The 13,144-nt window shown below is 66.4% G+C and carries 9 protein-coding genes and 1 riboswitch; of the genes, 4 read left to right on the top strand and 5 right to left on the bottom strand.

Going from position 1 to position 13,144, the window contains the following annotated elements; genetic code table 11:
• The first annotated feature begins 135 nt into the window (after positions 1-135).
• The 4 genes from ACUN9Y_RS14560 to thiE all read left to right on the top strand — a co-directional run bounded on the left by ACUN9Y_RS14560 (position 136) and on the right by thiE (position 3,534).
• Positions 136-774, top strand: a complete 639-nt coding sequence (locus tag ACUN9Y_RS14560) for a peroxiredoxin (protein WP_445461445.1) — start codon at positions 136-138, stop codon at positions 772-774.
• 737 nt (positions 775-1,511) lie between these two features.
• Complete coding sequence (locus ACUN9Y_RS14565) at positions 1,512-1,835, top strand: hypothetical protein (protein ID WP_445461446.1); 324 nt, start codon at positions 1,512-1,514, stop codon at positions 1,833-1,835.
• Positions 1,836-1,893: 58 nt separating this feature from the next.
• A riboswitch (TPP riboswitch) is annotated at positions 1,894-2,005 on the top strand.
• Positions 2,006-2,039: 34 nt separating this feature from the next.
• Positions 2,040-2,858, top strand: a complete 819-nt coding sequence (gene thiM / locus ACUN9Y_RS14570; RefSeq protein ID WP_445461447.1) for a hydroxyethylthiazole kinase — start codon at positions 2,040-2,042, stop codon at positions 2,856-2,858.
• Complete coding sequence (gene thiE, locus ACUN9Y_RS14575) at positions 2,848-3,534, top strand: thiamine phosphate synthase (RefSeq protein WP_445461448.1); 687 nt, start codon at positions 2,848-2,850, stop codon at positions 3,532-3,534. The genes thiM and thiE overlap by 11 nt, the downstream gene beginning before the upstream one ends.
• A gap of 70 nt (positions 3,535-3,604) precedes the next feature.
• Here thiE and ACUN9Y_RS14580 read toward each other — a convergent pair whose 3' ends face one another.
• The 5 genes from ACUN9Y_RS14580 to ACUN9Y_RS14600 form a co-directional block, all read right to left on the bottom strand.
• On the bottom strand, positions 3,605-4,177 hold the full coding sequence (locus ACUN9Y_RS14580) for a cytochrome b/b6 domain-containing protein (protein ID WP_445461449.1): 573 nt from the start codon (positions 4,175-4,177) through the stop codon (positions 3,605-3,607).
• Positions 4,178-4,322: 145 nt separating this feature from the next.
• Positions 4,323-5,198 (bottom strand): DMT family transporter, encoded by an 876-nt coding sequence (locus ACUN9Y_RS14585; protein WP_445461450.1) that lies wholly within the window; start codon positions 5,196-5,198, stop codon positions 4,323-4,325.
• A 203-nt stretch (positions 5,199-5,401) separates the two neighbouring features.
• Positions 5,402-7,000: a D-alanyl-D-alanine carboxypeptidase gene (locus tag ACUN9Y_RS14590; protein ID WP_445461451.1), complete on the bottom strand. Its 1,599-nt coding sequence runs from the start codon at positions 6,998-7,000 to the stop codon at positions 5,402-5,404.
• A 36-nt stretch (positions 7,001-7,036) separates the two neighbouring features.
• Positions 7,037-9,955, bottom strand: a complete 2,919-nt coding sequence (locus tag ACUN9Y_RS14595) for an HD domain-containing phosphohydrolase (protein ID WP_445461452.1) — start codon at positions 9,953-9,955, stop codon at positions 7,037-7,039.
• Positions 9,956-10,160: 205 nt separating this feature from the next.
• Complete coding sequence (locus ACUN9Y_RS14600; protein WP_445461453.1) at positions 10,161-13,085, bottom strand: HD domain-containing phosphohydrolase; 2,925 nt, start codon at positions 13,083-13,085, stop codon at positions 10,161-10,163.
• Positions 13,086-13,144: the final 59 nt, after the last annotated feature.

Below are 13,144 nucleotides of genomic sequence, written 5' to 3' on the forward strand. Positions count from 1 at the left end.
TGCCGTCGGGGCCACTGTGCACTAAGCTTCATCTGAGTTCCCCCAAAGGCTTGGGGTAGTGCCCATGAACATGCCAAGCTGGGCGCACTCCCACTTGGTCACTGCACTTCGGCAAACCACCCACAGGAGGCTGACATGACTCTGCGACTCGGCGACACCGCCCCGGATTTCACCCAGGAAAGCACCGCCGGCACCATCCAGTTCCACGACTGGGCCGGCGACAGCTGGGTGATCCTGTTCTCCCACCCCAAGGACTTCACGCCGGTATGCACTACTGAGCTCGGCGAGGTATCGCGCCTGAAAGGCGAGTTCGACAAGCGCAACACCAAGGCCATCGGCCTGTCGGTCGATCCTATCGAGGACCACCACGCCTGGGCCGGCGACATCGAAGACACCCAGGGCCATGGACTCAACTTCCCGCTGCTGGCGGACCATGATCGCAAGGTCAGTGACCTCTACGACATGATCCATCCCAACGCCAACGACACCCTGACGGTGCGCAGCGTCTTCATCATCGACCCCAACAAGAAGGTCCGCCTGACGCTGACCTATCCGGCCAGTACCGGCCGCAACTTCGACGAGATACTGCGCGTGCTGGATAGCCTGCAGCTGACCGATGGCTACAAGGTGGCCACGCCGGTCAACTGGACGCCGGGCCAGCGCTGCATCATCGTGCCGGCGGTCAGCAACGACGAGGCCAGCAAGCTATTCCCCGAGGGCTGGGACGAACAGCGACCCTATCTGCGCTACGTCAAGCAACCCGGCAAGTCCTGATCTCAGGCCACCTGCCTACCCGGTACACGCGGCCGCCCACTGGCGGCCGCGTGCGTTGTTGAGCAGGGCCGCTGCCCGATCGCGAGCCTTAGCCTATAGCGGAACAATGGGGGGCTGGCATGTCACGCGCTCGCCGCACCCGATATCATCCCACTCGCTGTCTCATCCCCTCTTGCCAGGAGCGCCCCTTGCCCTCCAGATGATGACACCTTGTTGCCGGGTTGGCGGCCCTCGCCCTGAGCACCTCGGCCTAAGCGCCTCGGCCCAGGAGACGACGCGCCTCGAGGTCGGCTATATGCCGAGAGCCTGGCTCGGGCCCGGCGCTACCTGCTCAATCTGCCCAACCTGCCCAACCTGAAGGCAGCACGACCGCGTGCCAGCGCCATCATCGTGGCCAATGGCACGGCGAACGCGGCGGCCCTGAAGACACCCGACGCCACCGATAACGCCCTACGCCTGTGCCGGAATTCGCCGAAGGCGCAAGGCCTCGTAACGACAGAGGACTCACCGAGGTCGACGCCTCGGAGGTCACCCTGGCCAAAAACCAGGCCGCTGGCTGGGCCTATGTTCGCGCCTGATGCCAGCCCCTGGGCCCCCCCCACCGGCACCACGCAAGTGAACGGCTGTCGCGCCACCCTGTCACAATTTCGACATCGAACGTTAAGCGCGCGTTAAGGCATAGCGTGTAAGGTGTCATGGGTCCCCTTTCCCTGACCGTCTTCGGAGTCGATCTTGCCATGTCGCCCCTCGCTTTCGATATTCGTCCTCGCCCCCTCGCCCTGCGCCTGTCTGCCGGGGGGCTCGCCCTGTCCGGCGCCGCATTGCTCACCGGCATCGCCCTGATGGCCTGCTGGTCCACCTGCAGCGTCCCGCTAGGGCTGTTGAGCCTGGCACTGGGCAGCATGGCCCTGTGGCACGATGACGGCGATGGGAGCGCCAAGGACGTCGATGACGACCTCGATCTCGACCAAGGCCAGGACAGCGCCCCCCTTGGCACCACGCTGCGTCACCTGACCCTGGCCTCCCTGGGTACCCTGGTGGCATTGCAGTTGCTGGGGTAATCGGCTTTACAGCTCGCTCTCGAGTGGTGATAGTAGGCGCTTGGCAACCACTGCCACTTGTCCACGACAGGGGCGCCGCGTGCATGGCTCAGGCCGTCGTGCGCGGCTGAGAGGCACCCTTGGAACCTGACCCGGATCATACCGGCGGAGGGAGTCGCGGCGGCCGTCCGCGCCGTCCCGGCGCGCCTCCGCCTGGAGGCGAGCATGACAGCTTCTCTCACCGGCGCCGAGCTTGGCGCTCGCCTGACGCGAATGCGCCAGGCCACACCACTGATACACCACATCACCAACTACGTCGCCATGAACAGTGCCGCCAACGTGCTGCTGGCCCTTGGCGCCTCACCGGCGATGGTCCATGCCAGGCAAGAGGCCGCCGAGTTCGCGTCCCTGGCCGATGCGCTCAGCGTCAATATCGGCACGCTGTCGCCGGCCTGGGTCGAGGCCATGGTCGAGGCGGCCACCAGCGCCCGGGCCCACGCCAAACCCTGGGTCCTCGACCCCGTCGCCGTCGGGGCTACCGCCTATCGCCGCGAGGTAGCCGGCCGCCTGCTCGCCTGCCGGCCCACGGTCATTCGTGGCAACGCCTCGGAAATCATCGCGCTGCACGGCGCCAGCACCGGCGGGCGCGGCGTGGATTCCACTGTGGCCAGCGACGAGGCCCTCGCGGCTGCCGTCGCCCTGGCCCGTAACGCCAACGCGGTGGTGGCGGTGACCGGCGAAGTCGATCTGGTCACCGATGGCCAGCGCCTGGCTCGGGTGTCCGGCGGCCATGCGCTGATGCCGCGGGTGACGACACTCGGCTGCGCGCTGAGCGGCGTGGTCGCCGCCTTCGTCGCCAGCGGCGCCGATGCCTTCGAAGACTGCATCGGCGCACTCGCCTGCTATGGCGAGGCCGGACGCCGCGCCGGCCGTGACGCCCATGGGCCTGGCAGCTTCGCCAGCGCCTTTCTCGATGAACTCTATCGAATCGACGCCGACGCCCTGATCGGCCTAGCCCCGCTGGAGATAGCGCATGTCCCTTGAATCTCGCCCCTGCCCCCTGGAGAGCGGCTTCCACCCTGACCAGCTCGCCGTCTACCTGGTCACCGACCCGCACCTTTGCGCGGCGCACGGCCTGGTGAAAACCGTCGAGGCCGCCGTTCGCGGCGGCGTGACCCTCGTCCAACTGCGCGACAAGCACGCCGACGACGCCACCTTGATCGACCAGGCCCGGCAGCTCAAGGCCGCGCTGGCAGGTAGCGGCGTCCCCCTGATCATCAATGACCGGGTGGCGGTGGCGCAGGCCGCAGGCGCCGACGGTGTGCACCTCGGCCAAGGCGATAGCGAGGTGGCCGAAGCGCGCCGCCTGCTGGGGCCGGGCGCCATCATCGGCCTGTCGGTCCAGAACCCGGCGCAGCTCGCCACCCTCGACGTAGAAGCGCTGGACTACCTCGGCCTGGGACCGGTGTTCGCCACCGCCACCAAGGGCGACCACGCCGAGCCTCTCGGCTTCGGGGGACTGGCCACGCTGACGGCGGCGAGCCCGCTGCCTAGCGTTGCCATCGGTGGGCTCAAGGCGGCCCATGCCGCGGCCACCAGAGCCGCCGGCGCCAACGGACTCGCCGTGGTCTCGGCGATATGCGGCCAGAGTGACCCTGAAACGGCCAGCCAGACGATCGTTGCCGCCTGGCGGCTGAGGACGCCTGAGACCGACGCCTGAGACCACCCGCTGACGCCTATTTCGCACCCGCCTCGGTGCCGCAGGCCGGGCGGGGCAATGCTTCTACGCACTAGTCGTCGACGCGGCGGCGACCATGAATCATGGCGGCGATCAGGTTGTCCTTGCGCCGACGCCCCTCCTTGATCGCGCCAAGCACGTGCAATGGAATCAGGCAGAGTATCGCCGTTGCCAGGCCTTCGTGGAGCTCTTCCATCCATTTCAATTCGTGAAAATGCTCGGTGTGCACCATCAGCATGCCCGTGGTACCCAGCGCCAGCATCAGGGCGAGCAGCAGCACCATCATCGCCGCCCCCAGGGGCGTGTGGGTGATGCGCCGGGCATCAGGCGCAGCGCCGCCGAAAGCCGCACGCAGGCGCCTCGGCGTCGGCCAGAAACTCGTCCAGCGCGCCGACCAGGGGCCGATGAACCCCCACATCCCCCGGATCGCAATCAGCCCCATCAGCGCATACCCGATCCAACGGTGCGGTCCGATTTCCAGGTAGTTGAGCGCGAACCCCACCACCAGTAGCCAGTGAAAGGATCTCACCAGCGGATCCCAGACCACCGTCACGCGCCGCCCATCCTCGTCGCCGGCACTCGCGCTGCCTGCCTTGCCCTCCACCAACTTCGGCTCCCCTGCCATCTCGACTCTCCTCGAAACGATTGATCGACGCCCCATCGGCGCCAAGAGCCAGGGTCCTCGATGAATCTTAGGGAAGACTTAGGAGACAACACTGATCGTGCGCGACCTTGTGCTGCGTCATGCTTGGCCGCCCACCATGGCCAAGTCAGGCCGACGGGCGGCGCTTCAGGGAGGTGCGTCCTTCCTGGTAGGCGATCGCCAGGCCACTGCCGATGATCAGTGCACCTCCGATCAGTACGCCAAGATCCGGCACCTCGCCCCAGATCCACCAGCCCAACAGCACCGCCCACACCATCGCGGTGTAGTCGAAGGGAGCGGCAATGGCTGCTGGCGCATGACGAAAGGCCAAGGTAATGAAGGCGGTAGCGCCGACGCCGAGCACACCGGCCAGCAGAAAGGCCGGCCAGTGCCACGGCAAAGGCGTGTGCCACACCCAGGGCAGGACCGCCGCGGTGATCAGAAACGGCACCAGGGTCATGTAGAAGACCATGGCCCAGAGATGCTCCTGGCCGCCGTAGCGGCGTGCAGTGATCATCATCAAGGCATAGAAGACCGCGGCGCCAATCATCGACAGCGCCCCCAGAGACACCCCATCGACGCTGGGGCGGACCACCACGATCACGCCGATGAACCCCACCACGGACGCGGCCAACACCGGTTTACCGACGCGCTCTCCCAGCAGCGGCACCGACAGCAGACTGACGAACAGGGGCGCGGCAAAGGCAATGGCGGTGCCTTCGGCCAGCGGCATCAGAGTCAGCCCCAGCACGAAGCAGCCCATGGTGCCGGTGTAGATCAATCCACGCAGCAAGTGGACACCAGGGCGACTCGTCTTCAGCACACGCAAGCCGCCACCCAGATGGGCCAGCAGCAGGATCAGCGGCAGCGACACCAGGGTGCGAAAGAAGATGATCTGTACCGGGGAGTGCACCTCGCCAAGCCACTTGGACACCGCATCGCCGAAGGCGAGGCAGGCGACTCCGAGGCACATGTACAGGATTCCCTTGATCGACGACGACATCGGAGCGCTCCTGCCCAGGCACGCGGCCGGCGTTCGTCGGCGTCCGGCTCGGCGCAAAACAACACCCCGCCGACCGCAAGGTCGACGGGGTGAAAGGCTTTACGTTAGAACTTGCACCACGAAAGGGCAAGTGGGAGGCGGCTCGAATGCCTGGCCTGGGCATACCGAGGTCGCCCCGGGAACAGCCGCCGCGGCTTGCCGCCTTACAGGCTGGCCTGCACCACCATGCAGTCCATGCCCTGACGCATCAGGCTCTGGCAGGCCTGGCGCGCCTGGCCTTCCTGAAGATCGACGACCTGGGCACGATAGACATCGGCGTTGCCGGCACGGGCCACCGCGACCCGGGCATGGGCCATTTCACCGACCAGACGGTCCGCGGCCTGGCTGGCCTGGGAACGCGCACGACCGGCATCGCTGAAGGCACCGACCTGCACCCCCCACTCTCCGGCGCCGACGGCCGATGACGGGGACGGGTCGCCGGCAGACGCCACGCTCGCCTGCCCCGACGAGCCGACCGGGGCAGCAGACGCCACGGCGACGGGACGCGAAGCGGGGGCGGGGGCGGGGGCGGAAGCCGCCAGCGACGAGGGCTGCTCGATCATCGCACGCAGCGGATCGGCGGCGGGCGATGGGCGCGCGGTCGGCGTCGGCACAGAAGCTACCGCCGGTTGCACCTCACGCCGGTGGGTCGGGTTGATCACCGGCGCCTGGGAGTCAAAGCGCACCTGGGACCCGCGGGTCGCATTGGATTCGTAGGAGTAGGACGGCACCGAGGACGCCACCGATACCCCACTGGACACCCCTGCCGCCGGCCGCACGATGGTCTCGACCCGAGACGGCGTCACGGCGGAGGATGGGCGAGATGCCACGGCCACTTGCTGACCGCGACTCGGCGCCGACATCAATCCGCGGGGCGCCGCCATCAACTCACCGCCGGAAATGTCGGTATTGGCCAGAAAGCCGCGACCATCGGTCAGTGACGCACGCAGGAAGCCCCGATCGAGCAGGCTCACCATCTGTTCGTCCCGTGAGGCGGCGGTATAGCCGCCCATCACCACGGCGACCATCCGGCGCCCGTTGCGCGTCGCAGACGTCGCCACGTTGAACCCCGAGGCTCGAATAAAGCCGGTCTTGAGCCCGTCGGTACCCGGGTAATTCTTCAACAGGCGGTTATGGCCCGTATGGCGGGTGCCACGCCAGGTGAACTCCTGCAGGGCGAAATAGGGATAGTACTGCGGGAAGTCGAGCATCAGGCGACGCGCCAGTACCGCCATGTCGCGAGCCGTGGTGACCTGGCCGGCGTCCGGCAAGCCTGAGGCGTTGCGAAAGGTCGTGTTGGCCATGCCCAGGTCCCGGGCCTTGCGCGTCATCATGCTGGCGAAGTGGGACTCGCTGCCTCCGAGCGATTCGGCCACCACCACCGCCACGTCGTTTGCCGAGCGCACGACCAGCGCCTGGATCGCCTTCTCCACGGGGATGGTGTCACCGCGCTTCAACCACAGCTTGGTCGCCGGCATGGAAGCGGCATGGGACGACACCGCCAAGGGCTGACCCAGGCTCATGGTTCGTCCTTCGAGGGACTCGAACAACAGATACAGCGTCATCATCTTGGTCAACGAGGCCGGGTAGCGCTGCTCGTCGGCATGTTCGGCATAAAGGATCTCGTGGCTCTCGGCATCGACCACGATGCCCGCATAGCGCGGGTTGCCTGCGGCCTGAGCCAGGCCGACCACCAGACAGGATACGAGCAGCAGCGTCAGTGCGACGACCGCGCGCCACCTTGGACTCCTTGCGGACACCATTATTGTTCCCCTGCGAATGTACAATGCATGGTGGCATTATGACCCAGTTGGCCCCGCTGTACAGGGCGGATAATGGCTTTTTCCGTCATTATCACCGGGCATCGGTGCTAAATTTGCCCTTTTGAGCAATGCGGTCACGTCGACGTCATCGATCTGATGTTCCGTCAGAAAGCGCTCGGCGTAGTCGCGCCAGATGTCTTCCTCCAGCAGCAGGCGATACAGCTCGGCGTCGAGGTGCCCCTCGTTGACCATATCGGCCAGTACCGCGAGCGCCCTGGACAGCGTCATCGCGGCCTTGTAAGGACGGTCGACGGCGGTCAGTGCCTCGAACACGTCGGCCATCGCCATGATCTTTTCCTCGACGCTCGCCTCGCCGAGCATCAGCCCCCGCGGGTACCCCTTGCCATCCACTCGTTCATGATGGTTACCGGCGATGCTGGGCACGCGCTTCAGGTGCGCCGGCCACGGCAGCGACTCGAGCATGATGATGGTCTGAATCACATGCTCCTGAATACGGAAACGTTCCACCTCATTGAGCGTGCCCCGGGCGATCCGCAGATTAAAGAGCTCCCCTTGGTGCCCGGCGAGCTCCGGCGGTGACATGTCGAAGCCCCACTGGTTCGCCGGGTCGCTGCGCCCGACCGCCGGGCACGGCCGGTACCAGTCGATCTGGTGGCGCGGAAGATCCGCCAGCAGCCGCTCCTCGGCGGGCAGGGCCTGCTGAGGTTCCTTGGCCACACGATCGAGCTCGGCGCGAGACAGCCCCAGGCGATCATCGAAGTGCCGCTTCCAGCGCCACTCGGCGATGCTCTCGAGGCGCTCGACCAGGGCGTCGCTCATCGACTCGCCGCCGCGATTGGCTTCTGCCACGCAGTCGAAGGCGGCGCTCAGTTCCTGCTGCCGAGCGCGCCGGTGCCGCTCGAGCACAACCGAATCGCCACCGTGGGCCCGGCCCTGCCAATAGCGCACATCGGCATCCCGCCACAGGACCTCGAAGCGCGTGCGGATCTCGTGGATGCGGTTGTAGCGCGTCTCAAGCTTGGTGGCCTTTTCCATGATCTCGTCGGGCGTGGCCAACTTGCCGCAGTCGTGCAGCCAGGCCGCAAGATGAAAGGCCTGACGGCGTTGCTCATCGATGCTGACGTCGCCATAGGCGCCGTGGCGAGTACGACCGACTCCCTCGAGGATCATCTCGGCCAGCGCAGGCACCCGCGAACAATGACTACCGGTATGCGGCGACTTGGCATCGGTAGCCCGCGCCACCAATTGAACGATGGCCTGCAGCAGGCGCTCCTCGTCCTTGAGCAAGCGGCGCAGGTCAATGGCCACCGCCGCCGCCGTCGATATCTCGGCGATGAAGTCGCGCCAGGCCTCCTCGTCACCGCCTGGACGACGAAAGGCGATCGCCAGCAAGCCAAGGCGTCCCCCGTCGCGATTGCACAGCGGCTGCAGCAGATAGCCGCGTTCGCCGAAGGCGGCTATCAGCGCCTCGAGGCCCTCCCCCTCCGCCAGGGTCAGGCGCTCTACCACCGGCGAATCAGCGCCGACGCGACCGGCTTCGGTGCTGCGCAAGAACACCCACGGGTCTTGTTCATCGACCAGGTAGATGGCGCCATGACGACTGTCGGAGCCGTGCAGCAGATCGCCGAGAATGCGCGCCAGCATACGATCCAGGTGTGGCTCGCTACCCAGGACTCGGGTAATCCGGCGAAAGTCATCGATGCCCGAGGCCAGGCGCCGAATCGCGATGCTCAACCGGCGCACCTCCTTGATCCGAGAAGGCACCCCACGGCACGCGGCGAAGTCGAACCGCGCCAACGCCTGGACCTGTTCGGAGAGCACATACAGGGTGCGACCGAGGCGCCGCCCCAGCCACACCCCGAGCACCAGCAGCGCCACCACCAGGCCACCCGCGACCAATGAGCGCTGCCACAGCATCGCCCGCATATCCGCCATCAGGGACGCTTCAGGCACCGCCACCAGCATGCGGGCCTGATCATCGCCGAGGGTCGCAAACGGCAAGGTCAACCCCCACCAGGCGGCGCCCTGCTCGTCGAAGTGAACCGGTGTCTCCGGCGAGCCGATTCGCGCAAGCGTCGCCAGTGCCGGTTCGTCGAGCTCGGCCAGGGTGGCAAGCCGCGTCGCCCCCGGCTCGGCGCCGCCTTCCCCGGCGTGGGCCAGCACCTGACCATTGAGCGCCACGATCGCAATGCGCGCCCCCTGGGCCGGGTAGAGCGTGGCAACCTGGGCCCCCAGATCCCCGGAGGCGACGTCCAGGCCGACGACCGCCTGCCCATCCCTGGCGCGACGCGCCAGGGTGACGCCCAGCTCACCGGTGTTGAAGAAGGCATAGGGCGCCGTCAGGGTATTGCCGGCCTGGCGCAGGGCACGCGTGAACCAGGGCCGAGTGCGCGGATCGAAATAGTAGTTGTCGAGGGTCTGGCGCTCCAGCAGCGTCAGATCCGCGTCGTAGAGGCTCCAGTGACTGACCGGCGTGGCGCCCAGTCGCTGCTGCACGCTCATCAACAGGTACTCCCCTGCCGCGATATGTTCGAGCTTGGGCCTGAGGGCCGGCGGCATCCGCGCCACGGAGCGCAGCATCAAGAAATCCCCGCTGGGGTAACCGATGTAGACCGCATCGATCAGCTCATGGGCATTGAGCGCGGCCGCCAGGATCGGAAGCGACGCCAGGCGCTTCTCGAAGGTCGGTGCCTCCACGACATCGGCACTCGCCAGCATCTCGGCCACCACCCTGGCCGGGGAGACCAGGGCTCGGGATCGGGCTTCCACCGTCGCCGACAGCTGCACACTGGACTCCTGCATGGCCTTACCAAGCGCCCGCTCGGACTGATACCAGGAATACCACAGCAGCACGCCGGCCATCAGCAGCATCATCGTCACGATGGCACCGCCGATCAGCAGCTGGATAGGTAACACGAAACGTGGCTGACGCATGAGCAGCCTCAGAAAATGCCGGCTTGGCAAATATTCGACGAGTTCTCATACCAATATATGCCAAATATATGCAACTAGCGGCGGCACTCCCGTTCTGGCTTCACGCTAGATCAACGACAGTTCGCCCGGAGGGGGGCGCGCACCTCGGCAGGCGACCTGGCTGGCACCCCCTGCCCCGGCGGGGATCACCCTCCCCCGGCATGAATCACCCTCCCAAGGCCCGGGTCATCGCCTCCTGCCCGCTCCTGGCTGCGCCATGGTTCAGTCCGGCCCGCACGGCGACAGCCGCGATATCGACCGCATCGCACTGGGCCGGAGCCACGAAGCGCTCGGCGTAGTCCTGCCAGACGCCCTCTTCCAACATCAGTTGAAACAGCATCGGATCGAGGTGTCCGTCGCGCACCATATCGGCCAGCACCTGCAGTGCCCGTGACAGGGGCATGCCTGTCTTGTAGGGCCGATCCGAGGCGGTCAGCGCCTCGAAGACATCGGCCAGGGCCATCACCCGCTCTTCGAGACTCGCCTCACTGAGGCGAATGCCCCTGGGGTACCCCTTGCCATCCATGCGCTCGTGATGGTTACCGGCGATCTGTGGCACCCGCTTGAGACGCGCAGGCCACGGCAGGGATTCGAGCATGATGATGGTCTGGACCACATGCTCCTGGATGCGAAAGCGCTCGATGTCATTGAGCGTGCCGCGGGAAATGGACAGGTTATAACGCTCGCCCTGATGATCGGCCAACGCAGGCGGGCTCATGTCGAATCCCCACACGTTGGCCGTATCGCCGGCACGCACCGGCGGGCAAGGCCGGTGCCAGGCAATATGGTGGCGCGGCAAGTCGGCCAACAGCCGCTCTTCGGCCGGCAGTGCTCGCACCGGTTCGGCCTCCAGGCGCTTGAGCTCGGCCCGGGACAGGCCGATACGATCGTCGAAGTGGCGCCACCAGCGCCACTCGGCGATGCGGTTAAGACGCGCCTCTAACGCCTCGCTCATCTTCTCGCTGCCCAGATTGGCCTCGGCCACCCAGCCGAAGGCCTCGGTCAGCGCTGTCTGACGCGATGCGCGCTGTGCGTCCAGCCGCCCCTCGTCGCCGCCGTCGACGCGGCCACGCCAGTAGTCGATGTCGGCGTCTCGCCACAGCACCTCGAAGCGGGTCCTGATCTCGTGCAGACGGTTGTAGCGGGTTTCCAGCTTGGTCGCCTTTTCCATGATTTCATCGGGGGTCGCGAGCTTACCGCAATCGTGCAGCCAGGCCGCCAGGTGGAAAGCCTCGCGCTGATCGCGATCGAACGTCACGCTGGCGAAGGGGCCGTGGCGGGTGCGGTCGACCCGATCCATCAGCATCTCAGCCAGTGCCGGCACTCTCGAACAGTGGCCACCGGTATGCGGCGACTTGGCGTCAGTGGCCTTGGCGACCAACTGGATCAGGGCCTCCAGCAGCCGAGCTTCTCCCTCCAGCAGGCGACGCAGATCGACGGCCACCGCTGCCGCCGCCGACACCTCGGCAACGAAGATGCGCCAGGGCCGGTCGTCGACCTCGTCCGCCTCTCGCTGCCTGGCCAGCAGCAGGATGCCGCTACGCATCCCGGCGCGATCGCGAAGCGACTGCACCAGGTAGCCCTGGGTTTCGAGACGCTCACGCAGCTCGGTCAACGGGCCCCTGCCCGAATCCGGCAGGCAAATCACATCGGGAGGTCCCGTGTCGTCGGCGCCTGCCCGTTGCGGCGTCACACCGCCGGCCTCAGCGAATGCCGTAAAACGTCCGTCGATGTCCTCGTCGGCCAGATAGATGATCCCATGGCAGCTGCCGGTGACATGCAAAAGCTCCGCCAGGATCTTGTCGAGCATGACGTCGAGTCGCGGTTCGCTACCGAGCACCAGGTTGATCCGCCGAAAGTCGCCGATGCGGCCGACCATGGTGTCCAGCGCCTCACTGAGCCTCCGCACCTCCCCGACACGGGAGTCAACGCCACGATAGGCGACAAAGTCGAAGCGCGACAGGTCGCGTAGCTGGTCGCCCAGATCGCGCAATGGGCGGCCCAGCCGTCGCCCCAGGAGAATGCCGAAGGGCAACATCAGGACGATCAGCACCACGGCCAGAAACAGATGCTCCCACAGCAGGCGCAGCTCATCGGCCATTAGTTCCGCCTCGGGCAGCGCGATCAGCACCGACGCGAGGCTGTTGCCATCCACCTTGAACGGCAGCGCCATCCCCCACCAGGCCTTGTCGTTGTGGAGGAAACGCTGTGGCGTCGGGGTCCCGATGGCGGCCAGCTTGGCCAGTTCCGGCTCGCCACGCTCGACCAGCGTGCCCCCGGCATCGGGCCCACCCTGGGACTTGGCCTGCGCCATCACTTCACCATCGGGGGCGAGGATAGCCAGGCGCGCGCCCGGCGGGAGATCGAAGGCGTCAATCTGCCGGCCAAGATCGCCCGAGGTCAGGTCGATGCCGGCCACCCCAAAGTCGCCGATGATGCGACGCGATAGCGTCATGCCCATCTCGCCATTGGTGTAGAACGGATAGGGTTCGGACATCGAAGTGCCGACGGTTCTCAAGGCCGCGATGTACCAGGGACGCAGGCGCGGATCGTAGTCGAAGCCGGGATTGTCGCGCCGCTTCAGCAGCGTCAGCGTCTCATCGTAGAGCAGCATCTCGGACTCGATGCCGGCGCCCCGGTCGCCGACCACGCGCAGGGCGAAGTACTCGCCGCCCTCGGTCCACTGCTGTTCGGGCAGGGCCCCGGGCGATAGGCGTGACACGAGCCCCAGCATCAACAGATCGCCGTTGGCATAGCCGACGTAGACCCCTCCGACGACGTCCTCCGCCACCAGCACGGCCGCCAGTGGCGCCAGGTACTCAGGCCTTACCTCATGGGGCGGACGGCCCATGTCGGGGTTGCTGGCGATCACTTGCAACATCGCCCGAGAGTTGGAAATCAGCGCTTCGGAACGAGCCTCTACGGTGGTCGAGAGCTGGCGGCTGGACTGCGCCAGCGACAGGGTCAAGGACTGCTGCACCTGCAGCCATGATTGTAGCAACAGCACCCCCGCCATCATCAGCATCATGCCAACGATCGAGGCGCCGATAAGCCATTGGATCGGCAGTTCCCGGGGCAGGCGAAGGACCATGGCGATTCTCGCAAAGGAAGACAGCGACACGTGCACCGCATCGACCCTTCTACTCTATG

The organism is Halomonas sp. V046, assembly GCF_052645355.1.